At 32.5% G+C, this 21,524-nt stretch carries 23 protein-coding genes, 1 other RNA gene and 1 pseudogene (1 of these 25 only partly in view); 9 read left to right on the forward strand and 16 right to left on the reverse strand.

Going from position 1 to position 21,524, the window contains the following annotated elements; genetic code table 11:
- A protein-coding gene (locus tag ELQ16_RS10550; protein WP_134238742.1) for a WG repeat-containing protein crosses the window boundary here: on the forward strand, window positions 1–276 show its final stretch. 915 nt of this gene lie to the left of the window's left edge; the window shows 276 of its 1,191 coding nt (coding positions 916–1,191); its start codon lies off the left edge, out of view; the stop codon is at window positions 274–276.
- 5 nt (window positions 277–281) lie between these two features.
- On the opposite strand, the gene ELQ16_RS06500 is transcribed toward ELQ16_RS10550, so the two are convergent.
- Genes ELQ16_RS06500 through exbB form a run of 4 tightly spaced genes read right to left on the reverse strand, consistent with a single transcriptional unit; the run spans window position 282 to window position 2,809 of the window.
- Window positions 282–1,301, reverse strand: a complete 1,020-nt coding sequence (locus ELQ16_RS06500; RefSeq protein WP_134238743.1) for an NADH:flavin oxidoreductase/NADH oxidase — start codon at window positions 1,299–1,301, stop codon at window positions 282–284.
- 31 nt (window positions 1,302–1,332) lie between these two features.
- The gene (locus tag ELQ16_RS06505; RefSeq protein ID WP_134238744.1) at window positions 1,333–1,998 is read right to left on the reverse strand and encodes an energy transducer TonB; all 666 of its coding nucleotides are present in this window, start codon (window positions 1,996–1,998) and stop codon (window positions 1,333–1,335) included.
- Window positions 1,995–2,384 carry a TonB system transport protein ExbD gene (exbD, locus tag ELQ16_RS06510; protein WP_134238745.1) on the reverse strand — a complete coding sequence of 130 codons (390 nt, stop codon included), beginning with the start codon at window positions 2,382–2,384 and terminating at the stop codon, window positions 1,995–1,997. The genes ELQ16_RS06505 and exbD overlap by 4 nt, the downstream gene beginning before the upstream one ends.
- Window positions 2,378–2,809, reverse strand: coding sequence for a TonB-system energizer ExbB (gene exbB / locus ELQ16_RS06515; protein WP_134238746.1), 432 nt, complete (start codon window positions 2,807–2,809; stop codon window positions 2,378–2,380). The genes exbD and exbB overlap by 7 nt, the downstream gene beginning before the upstream one ends.
- A gap of 182 nt (window positions 2,810–2,991) precedes the next feature.
- Between exbB and ELQ16_RS06520 the strand changes: the two genes are divergently transcribed.
- A complete protein-coding gene (locus ELQ16_RS06520) occupies window positions 2,992–3,411 on the forward strand; it encodes a PepSY-like domain-containing protein (RefSeq protein WP_134238747.1) in 420 nt (139 codons plus the stop codon).
- A 29-nt stretch (window positions 3,412–3,440) separates the two neighbouring features.
- Here the strand turns inward: ELQ16_RS06520 and ELQ16_RS06525 are convergent, their stop codons facing one another.
- On the reverse strand, window positions 3,441–5,225 hold the full coding sequence (locus ELQ16_RS06525) for a Na/Pi cotransporter family protein (protein ID WP_134238748.1): 1,785 nt from the start codon (window positions 5,223–5,225) through the stop codon (window positions 3,441–3,443).
- Between the two features lie 57 nt (window positions 5,226–5,282).
- On the opposite strand from ELQ16_RS06525, the gene ffs reads away from it, so the two are divergent.
- Window positions 5,283–5,380, forward strand: an RNA gene (ffs, locus tag ELQ16_RS06530) — signal recognition particle sRNA small type.
- A gap of 12 nt (window positions 5,381–5,392) precedes the next feature.
- Here ffs and ELQ16_RS06535 read toward each other — a convergent pair.
- The 3 genes and pseudogenes from ELQ16_RS06535 to queF form a co-directional block, all read right to left on the reverse strand.
- Window positions 5,393–6,616, reverse strand: a pseudogene (locus ELQ16_RS06535) (HD domain-containing protein); the annotation flags it as partial.
- Between the two features lie 51 nt (window positions 6,617–6,667).
- A complete protein-coding gene (locus ELQ16_RS06540; protein ID WP_134238749.1) occupies window positions 6,668–7,849 on the reverse strand; it encodes a metallophosphoesterase in 1,182 nt (393 codons plus the stop codon).
- 15 nt (window positions 7,850–7,864) lie between these two features.
- The gene (queF, locus tag ELQ16_RS06545) at window positions 7,865–8,248 is read right to left on the reverse strand and encodes a preQ(1) synthase (protein WP_002834281.1); all 384 of its coding nucleotides are present in this window, start codon (window positions 8,246–8,248) and stop codon (window positions 7,865–7,867) included.
- A 115-nt stretch (window positions 8,249–8,363) separates the two neighbouring features.
- Between queF and ELQ16_RS06550 the strand changes: the two genes are divergently transcribed.
- On the forward strand, window positions 8,364–8,963 hold the full coding sequence (locus ELQ16_RS06550) for an NAD(P)/FAD-dependent oxidoreductase (protein WP_134238750.1): 600 nt from the start codon (window positions 8,364–8,366) through the stop codon (window positions 8,961–8,963).
- A 24-nt stretch (window positions 8,964–8,987) separates the two neighbouring features.
- Here ELQ16_RS06550 and thyX read toward each other — a convergent pair whose 3' ends face one another.
- Complete coding sequence (thyX, locus tag ELQ16_RS06555) at window positions 8,988–9,608, reverse strand: FAD-dependent thymidylate synthase (RefSeq protein ID WP_134238751.1); 621 nt, start codon at window positions 9,606–9,608, stop codon at window positions 8,988–8,990.
- Window positions 9,609–9,708: 100 nt separating this feature from the next.
- Here thyX and ELQ16_RS06560 point away from each other — a divergent pair, with 100 nt between their 5' ends.
- The 4 genes from ELQ16_RS06560 (at window position 9,709) to ELQ16_RS06575 (ending at window position 14,910) form a co-directional block, all read left to right on the forward strand.
- On the forward strand, window positions 9,709–11,349 hold the full coding sequence (locus tag ELQ16_RS06560; protein ID WP_134238752.1) for a CTP synthase: 1,641 nt from the start codon (window positions 9,709–9,711) through the stop codon (window positions 11,347–11,349).
- The gene (gene recJ, locus ELQ16_RS06565) at window positions 11,333–12,907 is read left to right on the forward strand and encodes a single-stranded-DNA-specific exonuclease RecJ (protein ID WP_134238753.1); all 1,575 of its coding nucleotides are present in this window, start codon (window positions 11,333–11,335) and stop codon (window positions 12,905–12,907) included. Before ELQ16_RS06560 ends, recJ begins: the two co-directional genes overlap by 17 nt.
- Before the next feature lie 18 nt (window positions 12,908–12,925).
- Window positions 12,926–13,729, forward strand: coding sequence for a radical SAM protein (locus ELQ16_RS06570; protein WP_208335077.1), 804 nt, complete (start codon window positions 12,926–12,928; stop codon window positions 13,727–13,729).
- Between the two features lie 158 nt (window positions 13,730–13,887).
- The gene (locus tag ELQ16_RS06575; protein ID WP_208335082.1) at window positions 13,888–14,910 is read left to right on the forward strand and encodes a type II asparaginase; all 1,023 of its coding nucleotides are present in this window, start codon (window positions 13,888–13,890) and stop codon (window positions 14,908–14,910) included.
- Window positions 14,911–14,980: 70 nt separating this feature from the next.
- Here ELQ16_RS06575 and ELQ16_RS06580 read toward each other — a convergent pair whose 3' ends face one another.
- The 6 genes from ELQ16_RS06580 to ELQ16_RS06605 all read right to left on the reverse strand — a co-directional run bounded on the left by ELQ16_RS06580 (window position 14,981) and on the right by ELQ16_RS06605 (window position 18,105).
- On the reverse strand, window positions 14,981–15,163 hold the full coding sequence (locus ELQ16_RS06580) for a hypothetical protein (RefSeq protein ID WP_208335078.1): 183 nt from the start codon (window positions 15,161–15,163) through the stop codon (window positions 14,981–14,983).
- Window positions 15,164–15,210: 47 nt separating this feature from the next.
- Window positions 15,211–15,861 (reverse strand): autotransporter outer membrane beta-barrel domain-containing protein, encoded by a 651-nt coding sequence (locus ELQ16_RS06585; protein WP_134238757.1) that lies wholly within the window; start codon window positions 15,859–15,861, stop codon window positions 15,211–15,213.
- A gap of 14 nt (window positions 15,862–15,875) precedes the next feature.
- Window positions 15,876–16,211, reverse strand: a complete 336-nt coding sequence (locus ELQ16_RS06590; RefSeq protein WP_134238758.1) for a hypothetical protein — start codon at window positions 16,209–16,211, stop codon at window positions 15,876–15,878.
- The gene (locus ELQ16_RS06595) at window positions 16,153–16,953 is read right to left on the reverse strand and encodes a hypothetical protein (protein WP_134238759.1); all 801 of its coding nucleotides are present in this window, start codon (window positions 16,951–16,953) and stop codon (window positions 16,153–16,155) included. The genes ELQ16_RS06590 and ELQ16_RS06595 overlap by 59 nt, the downstream gene beginning before the upstream one ends.
- Window positions 16,954–17,231: 278 nt before the next feature.
- Window positions 17,232–17,750, reverse strand: coding sequence for a hypothetical protein (locus ELQ16_RS06600; protein ID WP_134238760.1), 519 nt, complete (start codon window positions 17,748–17,750; stop codon window positions 17,232–17,234).
- Window positions 17,751–17,895: 145 nt separating this feature from the next.
- Window positions 17,896–18,105 (reverse strand): hypothetical protein, encoded by a 210-nt coding sequence (locus ELQ16_RS06605; protein WP_134238761.1) that lies wholly within the window; start codon window positions 18,103–18,105, stop codon window positions 17,896–17,898.
- 318 nt (window positions 18,106–18,423) lie between these two features.
- Between ELQ16_RS06605 and ELQ16_RS06610 the strand changes: the two genes are divergently transcribed.
- A complete protein-coding gene (locus ELQ16_RS06610; RefSeq protein ID WP_134238762.1) occupies window positions 18,424–19,731 on the forward strand; it encodes an SLC13 family permease in 1,308 nt (435 codons plus the stop codon).
- A gap of 9 nt (window positions 19,732–19,740) precedes the next feature.
- Here the strand turns inward: ELQ16_RS06610 and ELQ16_RS06615 are convergent, their stop codons facing one another.
- A complete protein-coding gene (locus tag ELQ16_RS06615) occupies window positions 19,741–21,120 on the reverse strand; it encodes a cation:dicarboxylate symporter family transporter (protein WP_134238763.1) in 1,380 nt (459 codons plus the stop codon).
- Window positions 21,121–21,524 lie beyond the last annotated feature (404 nt).

Genomic DNA, 21,524 nt, shown 5'->3' on the forward strand with positions numbered 1-21,524 from the left:
TTTATAGACAAAAATGGAAATTTTGTCATTGAACCTAAATTTGATTGGGTTCTGTGGAGTTTCAGCGAAGGTCTTGCTGCAGTAAAAATAAATGGCAAATATGGTTTTATAGACAAAAATGGAAATTTTGTCATTGAACCTAAATTTGATTGGGTTCTGTGGAGTTTCAGCGAAGGTCTTGCTAGGGTAAAAATAAATGGCAAATATGGTTTTATAGACAAAAGTGGAAATTTTGTCATTGAACCTAAATTTGATGAGATTGAAAGGTTAGGCTAAGTGGATCAATAAGCCCTTATATAACTTGGGTGAATTTTATCTTTCTCGCCTAAAATTTTGGCCGCTTGGTAAGCAAAATTTGGATTTCTAAGTAGCTCTCTGCCATAGCAAACCAAATCACAAACCTCGCCTAAAAGCAAGGCTTCACCTTCGCTAGCGCTTGTGATGAGTCCCACGCAAGAGACGGGAATTTTAAGAATGCGTTTTAATTCTTTTGCGTAATTTGCTTGATACAAAGGTGCGACATTAGGCACTAAGGATGGTTTGTTGATATTTCCACCCGCTGAGATATCAAGCATATAAATTCCTAAATTTTCAAGCACAAGAGCGAGTTTTTTACTCTGTTCTAAGTCCCAGCCCTTCTCTTCCCACTCGCTTGCAGAAATTCGCACAAAAATAGGAATATCAACTCGCTCTTTGATGCCTTTTACTATATCGCATAAAAGGCGAATTCTGTTTTCAAAACTTCCACCAAACTCATCAGTTCTTTGATTAGAAAGTGGGGATAAAAAAGATGAGATAAGATAGCCATGCGCTGCGTGAATTTCAACTGCGTCGTAGTTTGCCAACTTCGCTCTTTTAGCCGCTTCGCAAAAATCTTGGCAAATTTTTTCTATATCTTTTTTGTCCAAAACCTTTAAATTTGCAAAATTATCACTGTATTTTATATCGCTAGGTGCAAGCTGTGTGGCGTTTTTACAACCATTTTTTCTACCGCTGTGATTAAGCTGCAAAGCAATTTTTGCACCAAAATGATGGCATATATCAGTGATGCTTTTATGCTTTGTGATATGCTCATCGCTGTAAATTCCCAAGTCTTGATCTGAAATTTTACCTTCAGCACAAATGGCATTTGCTTCAACGATGATAAGTCCAACTCCGCCCATAGCTCTAGCGCCATAATGATTTAGATGAAAAACATTTGGCATACCATCTTGAGCTTGGTAAGTGTCCATAGGGGGCATTACGATACGGTTTTTGACTGTAAAATTTGCGATTTTCAAAGGGCTTAGCAGTAAAGACATAAAAATCCTTTTTGTTTTGATTATAACTAAGTTATCTTAAATGATAGGCAATGGGGATTTGTAGTCTGATATTTTTGTGGTGTTTTGGGAAATTTGAGGACGCTAGGTGGATGGTTTCAATGGCATTTTTGTCTAAAATTTGATGGCCTGAGCTTTTGATGATTTTAATCTCTTCAAGAGTGGAGTTAGTATTCCATAAAAATTCAAGCAAAACCTCTCCTTGCATTCTCATTCTTTGTGCCTGACGAGGATAAATTCTTGCATTATCAATGGCTTTTTTTATGGCTTTTAAGAGCGGATTGTCGCTTTGACCAAAGCTTATGATTTCAGTTTGCAGGGCTTGATTTGGGCTTGATTGTGCGTTTTGCATTGCTTGGAGTGGTTGGGTTTGCTCGCTTTTTTGAAGGCTTTGAGTTATTGTTTTTTTATTTGGATTTTCTTTTTGAATTTTTTTATCGGCTTTTGCTTGATGATTTTCTTCGACGCGTTTTTTGATCTTTTTTGTTTCTTCTTGTGCTAAAGGTGCTGCGCTGGAGCTTTGCATAGCAAATTGTTTTATTGCTAAGGTGAATTGACTTTCGCTTTTTAACTCTACTTTTAGCCAATTTGGCGCGATAATGAAAAGCAAAAACAAAGGCGTAAAGCATATAAAGGTCAGATAAAATGCTTGATATTTGTGGTTAAAATAGTTTTTCATCGTTGTTGCTCCGTGATAATCTGAAAATTTTCGTGGTTTTTGCTTTTTAATATATCAATGACTTGTATGAAGCTTTCAAATTTAGCATTTTTGTCGCTTTTAAGTTCTATGAGCGTGTCTTTGCTTAGGGTGTTGATTTGAGTTTTAAGATCTTCAAAATTTGTTATTTTATCTTGAGCGTAAAAAACATTGTTTTCATCAATGACAATAAGAAATTTATCTTGCTTTTCAGAAAGCGTTAGCGCTGAGTTGGTTTTGGGTAGGTTGATTTTAATTTGACCGTGTGCAATAAAAGTTGAAATGCTTAAAACAATAGCCAGTAAAACCAAAACAATATCAATGAAAGGAATGATATTTAAACCCTCATTTTTTGGTAGTTTTAGCATTGTTTTTCTTTTTTGACTTTGAAATTTGAGCTTAAAAGGTTGATTTTTCTTAATAATGCATTATAGGCCATTAAGCTTGGTATGGCTACGACTAAGCCTAGTGCAGTTGCTTTTAAGGCTAAGGATAAGCCTATAACTATGGATTTTACATCGATATTTCCGTTTATACCCATATCATAAAAAGTAATCATAATGCCTATTACTGTGCCTAATAATCCCACATAAGGAGCATTTGAGTAAATGATATAAAGTGTGGTTAAATTTTCACTTAAAACATTGTCTAATTCTTCTTGATTTTGAAAATCATCTATTTTAATTTTTCTTAAAAATAATATTCTTTCTATAATACACCAAAGAGCAATAAAAGCCATCAATCCAAGTATAATAAATATAATACAATCAATATATTCTTTTAAAAATTCCAAATTTTGCCTTTCAATTTTTTCGTATTATATTTGATAAAAACTAAAATTAATATTAATTATCAAAATATTATATGTTGCGGAAATTTAGATTTATTTTTGGAAATTGAATTTAATTTTTATTTCACTTTCACTTCACATTTGTTAAATACTATTTCACTCGATAATTTATTAAAGGAGAAAAAATGAAAATTAAATTAGCTTTAGCAGGATTGTTTTGTGCAAGCGTTATGTCAGCAGATATGATAGTAGGTGTGGATCAATTACCACAAAATGCAAAAAGTTTTATCAGTACTTATTTTAAAGGTACACAAATTGGTCTAGTTAAAAAAGATCTCGATTCTTATGATGTGACTTTAAGTGATGGAACTGAAATTGACTTTATTATCACTGGAGAGTGGAAAGATGTTGATGGAAAATACAAAGCTATACCAACTAATTTCTTACCTGCTGCAGTTGTAAGCAAAGCTCAAGCTGCTCAACCTAATGCACAAATTTTTGAAGTTGATAAAAAAATCAATGGGTATAAATTTAAATTTAATAATATGATGGAAGTTTATACTGATTTTAATGGCAATGTTTTGGGCCAACAATTTGATGATTAATCGTAGTATCCAGTTTTGGATACTCGTTTTTATGTATTTTTTTCAAAATTTTTATTTTTAAACCGCGTTAAAATTTTACTTGCATGCATTAAATCTTTAGCTATACTTCTTGCAAGAGCCGTATCATTCATAATTGATGTAGCCATAGAGTCTGTAATTCTTTTATAGCGGATAAGACTGTCTAAAGAATGCGAAGAAATGGCATCATATTTTTTGACATTGAGTTCTAAATCACTATTGATTTGATTTAAATGATCAATGTCAGAGCTTTCTATCATATCCTTTAAAAGTCTTAGCATTCTTAAAAGATTGCGTCTTAAATGCGAATATTCATTTTTGATGATTTCATTGTTTGAAAATGCAAATTTGAGTATGTTTTCTTGTAGATCTTTCGCATCTTTTACTGCTGTTGCCATAAATAAATTCGCTCTTCTAATATCCATAAATTGGGTAGTATGTTTTGAATTCTCGCCTTCGTTGGTGGCTCTGACTGCAAAGTCGATAATTTCAGAGTAAATATTTTTAAAACGATTATGATAAAGCGTTTCAAAAGACTCTTCTAGGGGCTTATTTCTTTGCTCTATAATAGCCTTAACTTCATCTTTACTATAAATGTCTGCCGGTTCTAAGCTGATCATTTTTGCGACAATGCTAAAAGCATTATTTAATAAATGCTTGGACTCTAAATACAAAACCTCCAAGGCACTGTCGCTAAATTCTAAAGCGCTATTATTAAGATATTTGGTTTTATCGCCAGAGCTTTTTTTAGGATTTTCTTTAACAATATAATTTAAAAAAGCACACATTTGCGAGATGAAAGGGTAGAGTAAAACAACCCCTATGACATTAAAAATTGTTGTAAAAACGGCAAGTTTTAAAACATAGTCATTTTCTAATATTCCAAGCCATAAAGACAAAATATCTGTAAATTCTAGGTAGTATTTGATAAAAATAATGGATAAAACAGCAGCGATAAGATTAAAAAGCACATGTGTAACAGTGAGTTTTTTGCCTTCTATATTCGAATTTAATGAGCCAATAATTGTCATCATCGTGCTACCTACATTTGCGCCAATTGCTAGTGCAATGGAGTTTTCATAAGAAATTTGTCCTACGCTTAGTGCGGTTATGGCTAAAGTTAGCGTAGCGTGGGAAGATTGGGTGATGACTGTAATTATAAGTCCTATAAAAACATAAGTGATTAAGCCTAGAAAGCCTTGCATTTGGTATTTTGAAATATCTATGCTATCTTTGAAATTTCCAAACCCTTCTTTCATATAAGAAATTCCCAAAAATAAAAATCCTAGCGAGAGTAAAAATAAACCAAAGCCTTTGATTTTTTTATGCTTATTTAAGAAAAAAATCACTCCAAAGACAATTAAAGGCATAGCAAAAAGAGATATTTGGCTTTTAACACCCAAATATCCAACTATCCAAGCACTTCCTGCAGTTGATAAATTAACCCCATAAATCATCGCTATGCCTGCTGCTAGTGTGATGAGTTTAGCACTTAAAAATGAAATGGCAATGATGCTTACAAGGCCGCTTGATTGCACTAAAGTGCTTAAAGTTAGTCCAAAAAGGAAAGATTTGTAATTTTTATCTGTCATTTTGCTTACAAAAATATCCAAAAAACTTCCAGAAAGTATTTTAAAACTTTCTTGCAAAAGCATCATGGCAAATAAAAAAATGCAAATTCCGGTGCAAAGAGTTAAAAAGTTGATATTTTTAATAAGAATAAAAAGTAAAATTAGAGCTAAGATAATACTTAAGCTTATTCTAAATAAAAGTGGACTTTGCGATTGTTTTATCATTTATTTGCACCTTCTTAATAAAATTTAAGATTTTTTGGGTATTATTTTATTTGCCTTTTCTCAGACCTGTGCAATGCTATTTTTAGGCATCGCTTCAGGGTGGGAACACAGCAGAGCACTTAATTTTAGTGTGTGCCGCAGTCATCTGGGAAAGGGTTTTGTAATTTTATATCAAAATATTTTATCAACTCTTCGCAGATTGCAAAATAATTTACTCCGTCAATCGTTTTATTTTGTTTAAAGAAATTTAACATATCTTTAAAGCCGCTTTCAAGCTCTTTTGATTTTACGCCATAACTAATGCTAAGCCCTGCTTCTATAAATGCTGCGATTTTATCGCAGTATTTTAAAGCCTTGCCATCAATCGCCCCAAATTCATTTTCATTAAAAGAACTCAAACTTCCACTACAAAGCTCTATTTTGCCATTTTTATAAGTGCGATTTTCAAATTCATTTTTTACAAAATTAGCTTCATCGTTTCTACCTTCTCTAATGCCCAAAATATAAGAAAATTCATCACGCAAATTTTCAGGCACAAAAGGTAAAATTCTATCGTTTATGAGTTTCATTTCATAATCACTGATTATGTCGTGAAGTCCTTCAATGCCATATTTTACTGGACTTATAATGTCTCTTGTTAAAGACTCTGGTAAATCATGGAATAAAGCACAATAAAAATTATTTTCCAATCTTTTATCACAAGCTTTGATTTTCAAAGAATGAAAATAGCCCAAAATCGCAACCACAAGCATATGTCCTAAAACTGCAGTTTCTGGAATTCTTGGAGTTTGCGCCCAACGCTTTTGAAAGCGAAGTCTGCCGCTTAGATCGATGATTTTAGCGATTTTTTGATTAAGTGCGATTTTTCTAGCACCTATTAATTCGTAATAATCTTCAAGCTCTTCTTCGACTTTATTTTTGATTTCATCAATGTTATTTAAAAAAGCTGAGGTTTGATAAACTATGTTAAATTCCCATCTTGTAGCAAAATACGATGCAGCTTTTAAAATAAGTCTTTCTTTTGCGTAAGAATTGCTTTTTAAATACTCTTCAAAACGCTTTAAAAACTTGCCTTCATCGATATTTTCTATCATAGGTTCAATTTTACTTAAAACCCAAGAATTGACTTCATTTTTCTTTTGACGCACGATTTCATGATACACATCAGGACGGATATCGGTAACAACAACGCGACTTAAAAATTCAAAAATTCCCCCTTCGATAATCACACGCATATTGATATCTTTTTCCATTTTAGCGATAAAATAAGCAATGATGAATTTATGTGCTTGTTTGTCAAGCTCGACTAAATTTGCCATTCTTGGATAATCATTCCAACGGCTGATTGATGCGGCTTTAAAAATATGTTCTATTAATTTTATATTTATCATTTTTTTCCTTAATTAAATTAAAGGAAAATTGTAGCATAAATTTAAGTTAAACTATTTTCTATAAACTTCATTTTTTACTTCAATGCATTTAAAACCATCTTTATTAAGAGTTAATACGCGCAAATATCCCCCAGCATCGACTTTGCCTTCGCACAAAAACACACGCGAAGCAATTTGCATAGGAAGTTTTGCTTTATTTCTATGACCAAAAACTTCAAAAACATTTTCCGCACTATTTTTACAGAATTCTTCCGCAATAGCTTGAGAATCCTCGTAGCCATCTATACCGTTAATAAGATGATAACTAGAAACAAAACTTAAGTCTTGATATTTCTTGGGAGCAAAATTTAAACCCGCGTGCGAGCAAAGAATTTTTTTTCTGCCATATTTGTAAAAAAGACATTCTTTAAAAAAAGGATAGAGCTTTTTTGCATCTTTTGGGTTTAATTTTTCTTTGTAAAAATCTTTTAGGGTATTTTCATTGAACTCTTTGGAAGTGCTTACTTCGCCATTTGCCCATTTTATCAAATGTCTTTCGTGATTTCCTTCAAGCAAGCAAACATTTTCTTTCTCACAAATTTTAAGTAAGAATTTTAAAACTTTGCCATTTTCTATGCCTCTATTGATATAATCACCCAAAAATATATAATACTCATCATCTTTCATAGACTTAAGGTATTTTTTAAGCACACTATAGCAACCTTGAATATCCCCTATGTGATGAATTTTTTTATAAGCGCTTAAATTTGGCATTTCATAAAGAATTTGTTGCCAATTATTTGGACTTAATACTTCATATTTTTTAGGTATTTTCTTTAAAGAATTGGCCGTATTTTCAAGCAAATAAAAAGGGGTAAGATAGCCAGTAGATGAGGCTTGTTTGAGATTGTTTGCCATGCATTGCTCTAAATTGGCATTAAATTCAATCACAAACATTTTATAGCGATATAAATTTGCTAAATCTTTATAAGTTTTTAGGTGTTCATTGTAAGCATTAATAACGCAGAATTCCCCTCTTTTCATACGCATTTGTAAAAAATCTAACATAAGCTTATAAAGCTCATTATCGTACTTATAATTAAGGCTTTTTTGATGATTAGGCAAGGGATTAGCACAGCCGGTTAAAGAACGCAAATCATTAATATCTAAAGTGAAATTTTTAAGATGATTATGATGCACAAATTCTTCTTGTCCGGCGTGGTAATTTCCGCGTAGTATTAGTAAAATTCGCAAATTGTAGCCTTGAATTTATTTTGGCACAACCATATCACTACGGCATTCTATCACTGTATGTACATTTCCGCGTGGGTTAAAATCCCCTACGACTTTTATCCATTTTGGTTTTAATTTATCTTTTAAAGTATTATAAATTTCATTGATACTTGCTTCATGCGAAACATTTCTGTACATAAAAGTATTGATATAAAGTTTTATCGCCTTAAGCTCAACCACAAATTTATCAGGCATATACTCAAGATAAATTGTTGCAAAATCAGGATAACCAGAACGCGGACAACAACACATAAATTCAGGCAAAGTGATTTTAATGATATAGTCATTTTTCGCATCATTTGGCCAAATTTCCATATTTTCTACATCAAATTCTTTGATTTCTTTTTCACCGTAACGCATTATTTTCCTTTACTATTTGAAACATTAAAAAGCGAAATTATATAATATTTTTTTTAATCAAACTTTTTTAAAATATATTCTCATAGAATATACAAAATTTTTAAAAAGGTTTCATATGAAAAAATCAATTACAATCATAGGCGGCAGTATCGCAGGACTTAGTGCGGCTTTATTTTTTGCTTCGGCTAAAAATAATGAGCTTGATTTTGATATCACTATTTTTGATGATGGTAAGGCTGATTTGAAAGCGGCTGCAATTTATAATGTGCCATTTTTCCCAAAAGGCGCTCAAGCAAGCGAAATTTATGCGCATATCAAAGAGCAAATCGCTTCTATGCTAGAGGTTAAGTATATAGACTCAACTGTGGTAAGCATCAGTGGAGAAAAAGGAGATTTTACCATAACCGATGAGCAAGGTTTGGGTGTGAAGTCAGATTATATCATCGTTGCAACGGGTGCGAGTCAATGTAATATTAAAGGGCTTGAAAATTTTGTTATACCTCATACTTTAATGCCAAAACCAAATAAAATTTGCTTAAGATGTGGCGAAAGACAAATGGTTAAAGAGGGAATTTATGCTGCAGGGCTTGTTTCTGGCGTGACAACTATGGTTGCTTGCGCTATGGGAAGTGCTAATGAAGCTGCTTGTGCGATTTTAAGTGATATAAAAGGCACGCTAAGCGTGTATCATGATACTCCAAGCACAAGATCTTAAATTAAAGCAAGAGCAAATCTTGCTTTATTCTCCTTTATACAAACAATGCTCAAAAATAAACTGATGATCTTGCGGTAAAACATTAAATAAAGCATTGGCTAAATTTCTAATCTCCCAAAGGGCTGATTTTGAACTTCTTAGAGAAATGAAATTTTGCAAACTTCTGGCATTAATTGTTAGTGTGAGTTCTGTTTTATAGCTTTCTGGTAAGCAGTATTTTGCTATATCTAAACTTATGCTATCTTGTAAAATAAGGCGTAAATTTTCTAAGGCTTTAATGCTTGCATTATCTACTTTTTCATTTCCGGTTAAAACTAAATACCTTTTGGCATTTTCAAAGTCATTTTCTCTAAATTCGCTTTCATTGCGTAATTCTTTTAAAGTATATCTTGTGCTTTTTACACTTGGACTTGTATGGCGGTGTCTTGCTACTTCTTGTAAGCAAGCTCTTGAAATTCCTTGTATATAAAAAGTATAATTTAGATGTTCTAAGGTTGAAGCGTGTTTGAATTTATTCCCAACACGGTCAATTAATTCTTTGTCTTTTTCTCCGCCGCAATCGCCTTTATCAAAACTTTGCCAACAAGTTCTTGTCGCGTGTGAGCATACAGAAAGTGGAGTGTGGTTTAATAGTGTGATTTTCATTTAATTTTTCCTTGCAAAAATAATCGAAATTTTACACCAATGTTTATAAAAATAAAATTTTATATTGGCTATAATTTCGAAAAAAATTTAAGGCATTTTTATGAAATTAAAGCAAACAAAATACATTTTCGTAACTGGTGGAGTGCTAAGCTCTTTGGGTAAAGGAATTGCAGCAGCTTCTATTGCTACGATTTTAAAAAATTCAGGCTTAAAAGTTAGTATATTAAAAGCCGATCCTTATATCAATGTCGATCCAGGCACTATGAGTCCTTTTGAACATGGCGAAGTTTTTGTGACTGATGATGGGGCAGAAACTGATCTTGATTTAGGACATTATGAGAGATTTTTAGATGAAAATTTATCGCAAGATAATAATTTCACCACAGGACGCGTTTATCAAAGCGTGATTGAAAAAGAAAGAAGAGGAGATTATCTTGGAAAAACCATACAAGTTATACCTCATATAGTCGATGAAATAAAAGATCGCATTAAAAAAGCGAGCGTTGGTAAAGATATACTTATAGTAGAGATTGGTGGAACGGTTGGAGATATTGAGGGTTTGCCATTTTTAGAAGCAATCAGGGCTTTAAAACTTGAAATGGGCAAAAACAATGCGATGAATATCCATTTAACTCTAGTGCCTTTCATCAAAGCCGCAGGAGAGCTTAAAACCAAGCCAACCCAGCACAGTGTGGGAGAATTAAGACGCATAGGTATTAGCCCTGATATGATTATTTGTCGTAGCGAAAAAGCACTTGATAGAGATTTAAAAGATAAAATAGCAATTTCATGTGGAGTAGAGAAAAATTGCGTGATAGAAAGTGTTGATGCACAAAGCATTTATCAAATTCCACTTAATTTTCTCAAACAAGATATTTTAAGCGCCATTGCAAATTCTCTTGAACTTAAAGATTTAAAACCAAATATGGAAATTTGGGATTCTTTGGTTAAAAGAGTGATCGCACCTAATGATGAGGTTAAAATCGCTTTTGTAGGCAAATATGTGGATTTAAAAGAAAGCTATAAGAGTCTTACTGAAGCCATTATCCACGCAGGTGCGGCTTTGGATACGAGAGTGAATTTAAAATGGATAGATAGCGAAAAGCTTGAAAATTCAGATATAGAAGAAAATTTAAAAGATGTGAGCGGAATTTTAGTTGCTGGTGGATTTGGCTATCGTGGAGTGGAAGGCAAGATCAAGGCTATTAATTATGCCAGAGAAAATAAGATTCCATTTTTAGGAATTTGTCTTGGTATGCAACTGGCCTTGATAGAATTTGCAAGAAATGTTTTAAAGCTAAAAGATGCTAATTCTAACGAATTTGATCCTAAGTGTGAAAATCCTATTGTGTATTTAATCGATGAATTTATGGATGCTAGTGGACAAAAGCAAATCAGAACTCAAACCAGTCCTTTGGGTGGAACAATGCGTTTGGGTGCTTATGAATGCAAAATCAAAAAAGACACTCTTTTAAGTAAGGTTTATGAAGGTAAAAAGTTTGTCAAAGAACGCCATCGTCATCGTTATGAAGCCAATCCAAAATATAAAAATGCTTTTGAAGAAAAGGGACTTATTGTAAGTGGAGAAAGTCAAGGACTTATCGAGGTTATTGAGCTAAAAAATCATCCTTTTTTCTTAGCGGTGCAATTTCATCCTGAATTTACATCAAGATTAATTCATGTCAATCCTGTAATTTTAAATTTTATTAAAGCAGCACTTGATCATGAACATGCTAAGTAAAAATGATATTAAAAAGATCTTAAAATTAAGATTTGAAAACGATCTTCATGTAAAGCTTTGTGATCTACCTTTACCTTGTTGTTTAAAAGATACCTACAAGGCGGCAAATCGTATTAAAGAAGCTATAGAAAAAGATCAAAAAATCGCCATAGTGGGCGATTATGATGTTGATGGCATCATTTCTTGCGTGATTATGGCTGAATTTTTTGATGATATAGGTTTTGATTATGTAGTAAGAATTCCTAATCGTTTCAAAGATGGCTATGGGCTTAATGAAGAAATTATTAATGAGCTTGATGTAGATTTAATCATTACTGTGGATAATGGCATAGCAGCGCATAAAGCGGCCGAGCTTTGCAAGCAAAAAAATATCGATCTTATCATCACAGATCATCATATGCCTCAAGATATTTTACCTGATGCCTTTGCGATCATTAACCCTAAGCAAAAAGATTGTGAATTTCCAGATATTGAAATTTGTGGAGCGCAAGTGGCTTGGTATTTAATCGCAGCGTTAAAAGAAGTGTGTAAGTTAAAATACGATATGTGTAAATTTATCGAGCTTTTAGCCATAGCAATTATTGCTGATATGATGGAGCTTAGAGATTTAAATAGGGCTTTAGTTAGAAGAGGTATAGAAAGTATTAATAAATCAAACCGTGCTGCTTTTAAAGCCATAAAGTATTATTATCAAAAAGATAAATTTGAAGTGGATAATATTAGTTTTTTAATTGCTCCTTTGATTAACAGTGCAGGAAGAATGGACGATGCTATGCTTTCTTATGAATTTTTGCACACTAAAGATTACAAAAAAGCAGTGGAGTATCTAGAACAAATCATCGCTTTTAATAATAACCGCAAAGATGAGGAAAAGCAGCTTTTTGAAGAAAGTTTATTGCAGATTAAAGACGAAGATGCGTGCATTATTGTAGCTGGGCAAAATTGGCACGAAGGAGTTTTGGGTATAGTTGCAAGTCGTTTGGCAAAACATTTTAATAAACCTTCTTTTGTTTTTTCACAAAATGAAGAAAATAGACTCAAAGGAAGTGCTAGAAGCGTGGGTAGGATTAATATCTTAGCCTTGATTGAAAAAGCTGCAGAAGTTGTTGGAAATTACGGTGGACACAAAGGTGCTGCAGGGCTTAGTTTGGATGCAAATTCTTTGTCTGCTTTTAAGGATATAGTTTTTAATGAATGCGCCCTTTTAGAAGAGAGTGAATTTTTAGATCCTGATGAAATTTTAGGCGAGTTGGATCCAAATGAAATTGATTTTGAAATGCTTGAGATTTTAGAATCCTTCGAGCCTTTTGGTCATAAAAACCCAAGACCATTTTTTATGCTAAGTAATTTATGTGTAAAAAATAAAAGATTTTTGGGTAAGGAAGAAAAGCATTTAAAGCTGATTTTAACAAAAAATAACAAAACTTTAGAGGCTTTGTTTTTTAATTTTGATAAAGAACCTAATATTGGCGATAAGATCACTTTGGTTAGCAGTATTTCTAAGAATGAATTTCATGGTCTCATTACACCGCAGCTTATTGTCAGAGAAATTTTGTAGATGTCAAAGCAAGATTTTGTGCTTAAAAAAACGACCCCGCAAAAATTTCTAAAAGTGCTTGAAATTCACTTGGCTGAGCATTGTAACTTACACTGTTTTTCTTGTTCGCATTTTTCACAGCTTGCAAAAGAAGCTTATTATGATTTAAAAGAATTTGAGCAAGATATCAAAAGATTAAAAGTTTTAACAAAAGGCAACATAGAGCGCTTTCATTTGCTAGGCGGTGAGCCTTTGTTAAATCCTGATGTTTTAAAATATTTTGCTTTGCTTAGAGAAAATTTTACCCATTCTCATATTTGGTTGATTACTAATGGTATTTTATTGCCAAAGCAAGATGAGAGTTTTTTTCAAACTTGTTCTAAGCTAAATATAGAACTTCATCCCACAAAATATCCCATCGAGATTGATTGGCAAAGGGTTGATGAGCTTTGTAAGCGATATAAAGTAACTTTGAAATTTTACAATAATGCCAAAATAGAAAAAAATTCTATGAAATTTGTTTTGAATTTAGAAAAACAAAATGATATCTATGAAAGCTTTACTCGGTGTTTTATGTCGAATTTTTGTGTGCAGTTAAAAGAGGGTAAAATCTATACTTGTAATATTTGCGCTAATATTGAGCATTTTAATGCTAAATTTAAAACTACTTTAATGCCAAGTGATGAGGATTGTATCGATATTTATAAGGCAAAAAATTATGAGGAAATTTTGGAATTTTTGGCCAAGCCAATCCCTTTTTGTACGTATTGTGATGTTAAAAATTGGAAGAGTATTGGCAAGTGGAAAAGATCTGAAAAAAGCATTAATGAATATTTAATTTAGGACAAAAAAACTACTAATTTACCATACTTCACACTGATTTTTTTATCAATTATTTTAATGAATTTAAGGAGAATTTTTGGAGTATAATGTTTTTAGGTTTCATTGCGAAACAAATTTGAAAAAAGGAGTATTATATGAAGAAATTATTGCTTTGTATAATGGTGTTTTTGTTTGTAGGAGCGAGCATGGCAGAGGCTAAGCCAAAAGTGGCTATTTTAGCAACAGGTGGGACAATTGCAGGATCGATTGATAGTGCGGTTGCAACGACTGGATATACAGCAGGAGTAGTGGGCGTTGATGTTTTAATCAAAGCAGTGCCACAAATTAAAGATCTAGCTGATATTAGCGGACAACAAATCGCAAATATCGATAGTTCCAATATGCGTGATGAAATTCAGCTCAAACTCGCAAAAGAGATTAACAAGCTTTTTGCAAGTGGGGTTGATGGAGTGGTGATCACTCACGGTACTGATACTATGGAAGAGACTGCGTATTTTCTAAATTTAACCGTTAAAAGCGATAAACCTGTGGTTTTAGTGGGTGCAATGCGTCCTTCAACTGCTATGAGCGCAGATGGCCCTAAAAATCTTTATAATGCAGTTGCTCTAGCGGCAGATAAAAATGCAAAAGGCAAAGGCGTTATGGTTGCTATGAATGATAAAATTTTAAGTGCAAGAGGTGTTGTTAAAACTCATAGTTTAAATGTTGATGCTTTTTCTTCACCTGATTTTGGAGATTTGGGTTATATTGTAGATGGTAAAGTCTTTTTCTATAACAATGTAGCCAAAGTTCACACTAAAAACACTCCTTTTGATGTAAGTAAATTAGATAAATTACCAAAAGTTGATATTCTTTATACTTATTCAAATGATGGCAATGGCGTGGCTGCTAAAGCTTTGTTCGAAAATGGAACCAAAGGCATAGTAGTGGCTGGAAGTGGTGCAGGAAGCATACATGAAGATCAAAAAAATGTTTTAAAAGAGCTTTTAAAGCAAGGACTTAGCGTTGCTGTGAGTTCTCGTGTAGTAGCAGGTCGTGTGGCAGTGAGTGAAACAGATCAAAAGCTTGGTTTTATTTCAGCTGAGGACTTAAATCCACAAAAAGCTAGAATTCTTTTAATGTTAGCACTCACCAAAACAAATGATGCTAAAAAAATTCAAGAATATTTTTTGAAATATTAAAAAAGAGGGGTTTATATAGCCCCTTTATTTCATCATTCTGAGCAACGCGAAGAATCTCTATATTAAACCCCTAAAATTTCCAAAAACCTCTAAGCTTGATACTCACCCCTTCTCTTTTGCCTGTATAAGCTTTTAAAGCGGAGTATAATTCTAAATTTTGCATTAAATATTTAAAGCCTAATTCTGAAATCAAAGAATCTCCTTGTAAATCAGGCTCTGCAATATTAAAATAATTTTGTGTATTAAAATCCATAATGCTTCCCTTAGCCTTGGCACTTAAGACATTTTCATAAGCTAAACCTATGAAAGGATAAGCGTCCAAGAAAGTCTTAATCCGCTTTGAATTCTATGAGTATTTAAAGCATTATAATCAAATTTAGCATTATCGCTAGTATTAACCTCTCCGCCTTGTATATAATCATAAAAATATCTCACATAAAGATCCACTAAAATATTTTCTTTTAACTCTTTAATATAACCAAGTCCCAAACTTGTCCCAAAATACGCAGAGCTAAGATCTAAGTCAAGATTGTAAATGCTAGTATTTACGCTAAATTCGTTTTTAATAACACCTGTTTTAAAATAACCTTGAGTGTATAAACCTTCTTGATTAAATAAATCATTTTTCTTTGCAAAATAACCCAAGCCTAAATACCTATGCTTGCCATTGCTAAACACAGAGCCTAAATAAGTATCATTAAAACTTGTGTATTCGCTAAAACCTGTTTCTATGAATAAAGAATTTTCCAAATTCCATTTTTCAAGTTCTTTTACATAACCAAATACAGACGATAAGGTATTAATATCTATATAAGAACCTGTGTTGTATTTGATAAAACTTCCTTTAGTATTGGCAAAGAATCTTGTATCCGAATCAAGTCTGAAATGTTTTTCATCTGCTTGTATTGTGGAAGTGATTAAATCATCACTATGGATTAAGGTTGTATACATAGATAAAGTGCTTTCTAAAAAGCTTTTGGTTTGAGGATTAACATCTGTGTCAATGTCTGGAATTCACCATTTGGGATATTAATCACCAATTCTTCATCAATACCATCTTGATCCGTGTCTTTTACCATGATTTCATAGTCGCTTGAATTTAGAGTTTCTAAGCTATAAAAAGATCTTAAATTTCTCACACTGCCTTGTTCTTTTAAAGAGTCAAGTTGCTCTTGAGTGAAATTCTTTCCATCAGGGCTACTAATGCCTTTTTCATTGGAAATTAAAATCAAATCTTGCCCACTAAAACTCTCTAAACCTTCTTTTATATTTACATAGAAGAGTGATATTGGTATTTGCACTCTCTTTTGCATTGCCAAATTCGCTATTATTTACATTGCTGTGAAGCTTCGTGGAATTTTCGCCTGTTATACTTATAAAGGCTTGGCCATTTTTTAAATCATCAAGTATATTATCGTTGATGAAAAAATTTAAATTCTGAAAACCACCAAAATTTTTGGTTTTTACCAAAGAATGTGGATTTAGAGTGTTGCCAAGATAAGCTTTAGACATATCCTTAGCAAAGCCCTCATAAAGATTATTAAGATCTAAAATACTTCCATCTGTTTTTGTGACATTTTCGCCTATGGTTACGGTGTTATACTGACCATAGCCTTCATAGCCCGTAAAACTATCATCACTTGCGCTATAAGTGCATATCCTTACACCGAATATATCTGTGCCATCAAATTTAGAATTTGAAATTTCAACGCTATTGTGCTCGTAGGGAGCATTAGAAAGATCACCGGCATTTGCTTCGTTATGAGAATATCTTACCGCCATTATTGATCCGCCAGAGATCTCGGAGTCTCTTACAATAAAAGAATTATTAGATGCTCCTTTTACATTTGGCTGAGAGCCTTGAGGTTCTTCATATGAGTAAATTGAAGTATCAATATTTACAGCCATAAAGGCGCCAAATAAAGCAGAATCACCAATAATCTTTGAACCAATAATATTTACACTATTATTGTTTGATTCCACTCTACTTCTGCTACCACCAATTGCAAATGTAGAGTTTGCATTACCATCAGTATCACTCACATTTATTGTAGAGTTACTAATGTTTACACTATTATTATAAGATGCATTTCCATATCTTACTGAGTATACTTAAAATGCGGTTGAATCCATCTCAATATTTAAAGTTGAATTATTTACCGCAACATTATTATTTTGAGATATGCTTTTATTACCAGAATCTTGACCACCATATAAACCATAGTTTGCACCAAAACCTTCATATTTGAAGTTTACTATGCTGTTGTTTATTGTAAAAAGGTTATTTTTTGACCCATAATGACCTTTTTCTCCTGTATTGGCTACAGACCATGAATATGCTGCACCGATACATCTGCGTCTATTGCAGAATTGTTTATGATAACCTTGTTATCATTTAACTTTGATACATAGTCCTTGTCATTATTTTGGATACCTAAATAAGTATACGCACCAAAGATTCCAAAACTATATGCAGTATCTGATTTTTGAATAACAGCATTGTCAATTAAAACACTATTTCCACTGAGCGAGGTTTCCTTTTGAGCATCTGCTCCTACATTAGATGATCCTCCAGTTATTAATCCTGTTTTTAGCACACCAGCACTTCCAATATTGTTAATATTCTTTAAATTTCCTTTGATTATAACGGTATTGTTATCTATTACACCTGATGTGGAACTAGCCGCAGAGATCTCTCCACCATAGTTGTATAAAGAAAACTCATCTGCTGCAACTTCAATTGTCGTGTTATCTGCTAGATTAATTTCAAGAACATTGTTAGTTAATACAGCATCATTTACTTCAAAATTTTCCCCAGCATCTGCTGATGCAGCACGCATCACATTTACTTTCTTATCTTGTGTAAAATTTACAGTAACTTTTTGCCCATCTATTTCTTTTTGGTTTGGTGTATATATGCCGACAGCATTGGTAAACTTAGATGCATAATTTTGTGTAGCAATATTTAAATCAATTAAAGCGGTTTCATTTGTAAATATTACTTCTTTTGAATTTTTTTCTGTGTTTTTTTATAAAAGGATTTTTTGTATTTTCATTTAAGCTTTGTTTGTTTTTGGTGTTAAGATTTTGTGAAGTGTTTTGATCTAAAAATTTTCTTTCTATTTCAATTTCGCTTTGCGAATAAAGACTTTGAGCAAGTATTAATGAGCTGGCGATAAAGGTAAAATTTCTCAATACCCCCCCCCGTGATTTTGTTTATATTTGTATCCATAATTAAGCTTTCTTTGAAAATTTTTAAAATCGTGATTTTATCAAAATATTTAATAATACACAAAATTGATAAAACAAATGGGTAGAGATGTTTCGCTATGCTCAACATGACGAGGGGTTTAATATAACAAAAAGGTGGCCCAGCATCCACTTTATCTTTTCATAACATAGCAAGCAGTAAGTTCAAATGTTAATTTTAATCAATGCAAAACACAAATTTTATTTATTTTAGCCCCATTTAATCAAGTTTTTTTTAAAATTAAAATTTTTGAATTTTAAAGGATGCAAATGACTTTACTAACTAATCCCATCATCATTAGTGTTGTGGTGATGACTTTACTTTGCTTGTTCCGTTTTAATGTGCTTTTAAGCCTTTTGGTTGCAGCTTTAGTTGCTGGATTTTTGTCTGATTTTACCATGCTTCATACTATGGATGTTTTGATTGAGGGTATGAAGGGGAATTTAAAAACAGCCTTAAGTTATATCTTACTTGGTGCAATAGCTGCTGCGATTTCAAAAACGCATTTAACTGCTTATTTAATCAAGCTTGTAAGTCATCTCATTTCACATAAAAAATATTTACTTATTTTATCTTTGGCTTTACTTTCTTGTTTTTCTCAGAATTTAGTGCCTATCCATGTGGCTTTTGTGCCGATTTTAATTCCACCTTTGCTTGCTTTGTTTAACAAGCTTAAAATCGATCGTAGAGCTGTAGCTTGCGCTTTGACTTTTGGGCTTACAACGCCTTATATGATTTTACCTTTGGGTTATGGTTTGATTTTTCAAAATTTACTTGTTGAAAATTTGGTAAAAAATGGCGTTTTAGTTGAGCTTAAAGATGTTACTAATACCATGTATTTTGCTGTTATTTGTATGCTTGTGGGGCTTTTTTTGGCGGTTTTTGTTTTTTATAGAAAACCAAGAGAATACAAAGAAACACAAATTGCAAATATGGATTTTGATAAACTGGCTATGACGCGCAAAGAATGGGCTGTTTTAGCTGGGCTTGTTTTAACCTTAGTGTGTCAAATCATCACTTTAAATTTACCACTTTCAGGACTTTTGGGCTTTTTGCTAATGGTAATTTTGGGTGGAGTCGAGTATAAAAAAGTTAATTTTGTTTTTGATGATGGCATTAAAATGATGGGCTTTATAGCCTTTGTAATGCTTGTGGCTGCGGGTTATGGTGAGGTTTTAAATCAAAGCAAAGCTATGGATGTTTTGGTAAGCTCTGTTGTGCCTTGGATGGAGTATTCTAAATTTTTAGCTATTTTTTTTATGCTTATTATAGGTCTTATCATTACTATGGGTATAGGAACTTCTTTTGGGACAATTCCTATCATTGCAACACTTTTTTGCCCTATTTGCTTACAACTTGGTTTTAATCCAGCTTTAATCATTTTTATTTTAGGCGTTGCAGGAGCTTTAGGAGATGCAGGAAGCCCAGCAAGCGAAACCACTTTAGGTGTTAGTGTGGGTTTAAATGCTGATAATAACCACGATCATATTAAGGATACTTGTATTCCTACTTTTATTTTTTACAATGGTTCTTTACTCTTTGTGGGCTCATTGATTGCGCTGTTTTTATAAGTCTTAAATTTAAGACTTATAAATACTCATATCTAAGGTTTTTAAATTTTTAGCAGTGCAAAGGGCTGAAGTCATAGCTCCTGAAACATTGCTTGCGGTGCGTGCCATATCAATGATAGGGTCGATAGCTAAAATAAGACTTAGCATCACAAAATGATCCCCAAAACCAATCCCACTTAGCATAATAGAAGCAGCCATAGTGGCACTTCCAGGCACTCCGGCAATTCCCAAAGAGCCTAAAATCGCTACTAGTACAACCATCAAGGCAAAACTAAGATCAATTTCCACTCCAAGCCCTAAAGCCACAAATACAGCAGCCATAGCAGGAAAATACCCCGCACAACCATTAAGTCCTGTTGTAGTACCTATAGAAGCGACAAAATTCGCAACTGCGGAATTTACGCCGAATTTATTTTGCAAGGTTGAAACCGTTAAAGGCAAAGTGCCTAAAGAAGATCTTGAGCTAAAGGCAAAAAGCCAAACGCTAAAGGCTTTTCGTGCGTAAATTATAGGGTTTAAACCTTGTGAAAGAAGAAGTAAAAAATGCACCCCAAACATGATCAACATTGCTGTATAAATGAGTATGATGAAAATTCCTGCTGTTTTAATCGCTTCAAAGCCATTACTTAGTAAAACATTACTCATCATACAAACTACCGCATAAGGCATAAAGCGTATAACAATGGCTGTCATACTCATCATCAAACCATAAAAAGCTAGGATAAAATTCTCAAAGCTTTTAAATACTTGTTCGTATTCTTCTTTTTTGGAAATTTTTTTCGCGCAAATTCCGATAAAAAAAGCAAAAATCACGATGGCAATGATATTTTCTTTATTCATTGCAGTAATGATATTGCTAGGGATTAATCCTAAAATAATGCTTGAAAAGCTTTGAATTTCTCTGATTTTGCTTGTATTTTCACTGTGAGTAAAAGCACTTCCTAAATCAAAATAAAAAGCCAAAGCAACTCCCAAAGCTGCAGCAATGGCGGTGCTAAAAAGTATCCAAAAAAGACTAATGCTAAGCAGAGATGAAATTTTAATATTTTTATCAATTTCTATAATAACCTTCACAATACACACACTTACCAGTGGAATCACAAGCATTTTGATAAAGGCTACAAACACAGCACTAAAAAATGAAAGCCAATGTTTGACTTCATTATACCAAATGATATCTGTGTTTTTTTGCGGAAAATCAGCTAAAAATTGTAAAATAAAACCAAGACCAATACCTATAATAAGAGCTATAAGCATTCTTAATGAAAAATTTATTTTATAATCTCTCATTTTTTTAAGAAAATAAAAGATAACAAAAATAATAGCTAAAACGACTAAAGTTTGGGGCTTAGAAATCATTAAAAAATGTCCGAAGAATGATTCATTCATAAAAGTCCTTTCAAGAAACTATAAATTAAGCAAAAAATATTTCAAATATTTTCTTTAAGCTTAAAAATTAGGATAATATCATAACTTTGTTTAATTAAGATAAAAAAAGTATGATTTGTTTTTCAAATTTTCACACGAAAAATAATGCCTGAATTTTTCTTTATTTTTTAAGATTAAATTAATATTTACACAAGTATAATCTGATTTAAGTTTAATTTTAGAAAAGGAGAAAAAATGAGTTTATCAATTTTAAAAACTATTGTTTGCTTCGTTTCTAATCTATCTTCTATGATGTGCGCCTTGTGCGCTTGATTCTACATTTATTTCTATCACATTTTGATAACTGTTTTCGTCTTTTGTTGGGCTTAAGCCTCAAGCTGTATTAATTTTCATAGAAGGAAAAA

Source organism: Campylobacter sp. US33a (genome assembly GCF_004378855.1).
Taxonomy (GTDB): Bacteria; Campylobacterota; Campylobacteria; order Campylobacterales; family Campylobacteraceae; genus Campylobacter_D.

What these genes read in the sequence shown, in the direction of transcription:
- ELQ16_RS06520 (WP_134238747.1), top strand. Translation starts at nt 2,992, where the DNA reads ATGAAAATTAAATTAGCTTTAGCAGGATTGTTTTGTGCAAGCGTTATG.
- ELQ16_RS06585 (WP_134238757.1), bottom strand. Translation starts at nt 15,861, where the DNA reads ATGTATACAACCTTAATCCATAGTGATGATTTAATCACTTCCACAATA.
- exbD (WP_134238745.1), bottom strand. Translation starts at nt 2,384, where the DNA reads ATGCTAAAACTACCAAAAAATGAGGGTTTAAATATCATTCCTTTCATT.
- ELQ16_RS06610 (WP_134238762.1), top strand. Translation starts at nt 18,424, where the DNA reads ATGCAAATGACTTTACTAACTAATCCCATCATCATTAGTGTTGTGGTG.
- ELQ16_RS06500 (WP_134238743.1), bottom strand. Translation starts at nt 1,301, where the DNA reads ATGTCTTTACTGCTAAGCCCTTTGAAAATCGCAAATTTTACAGTCAAA.
- ELQ16_RS06550 (WP_134238750.1), top strand. Translation starts at nt 8,364, where the DNA reads ATGAAAAAATCAATTACAATCATAGGCGGCAGTATCGCAGGACTTAGT.
- ELQ16_RS06575 (WP_208335082.1), top strand. Translation starts at nt 13,888, where the DNA reads ATGGTGTTTTTGTTTGTAGGAGCGAGCATGGCAGAGGCTAAGCCAAAA.
- ELQ16_RS06600 (WP_134238760.1), bottom strand. Translation starts at nt 17,750, where the DNA reads ATGCGTGCTGCATCAGCAGATGCTGGGGAAAATTTTGAAGTAAATGAT.
- queF (WP_002834281.1), bottom strand. Translation starts at nt 8,248, where the DNA reads ATGCGTTACGGTGAAAAAGAAATCAAAGAATTTGATGTAGAAAATATG.
- recJ (WP_134238753.1), top strand. Translation starts at nt 11,333, where the DNA reads ATGAACATGCTAAGTAAAAATGATATTAAAAAGATCTTAAAATTAAGA.
- thyX (WP_134238751.1), bottom strand. Translation starts at nt 9,608, where the DNA reads ATGAAAATCACACTATTAAACCACACTCCACTTTCTGTATGCTCACAC.
- ELQ16_RS06615 (WP_134238763.1), bottom strand. Translation starts at nt 21,120, where the DNA reads ATGAATGAATCATTCTTCGGACATTTTTTAATGATTTCTAAGCCCCAA.
- ELQ16_RS06525 (WP_134238748.1), bottom strand. Translation starts at nt 5,225, where the DNA reads ATGATAAAACAATCGCAAAGTCCACTTTTATTTAGAATAAGCTTAAGT.
- ELQ16_RS06560 (WP_134238752.1), top strand. Translation starts at nt 9,709, where the DNA reads ATGAAATTAAAGCAAACAAAATACATTTTCGTAACTGGTGGAGTGCTA.
- ELQ16_RS06580 (WP_208335078.1), bottom strand. Translation starts at nt 15,163, where the DNA reads ATGGATTTTAATACACAAAATTATTTTAATATTGCAGAGCCTGATTTA.
- ELQ16_RS06505 (WP_134238744.1), bottom strand. Translation starts at nt 1,998, where the DNA reads ATGAAAAACTATTTTAACCACAAATATCAAGCATTTTATCTGACCTTT.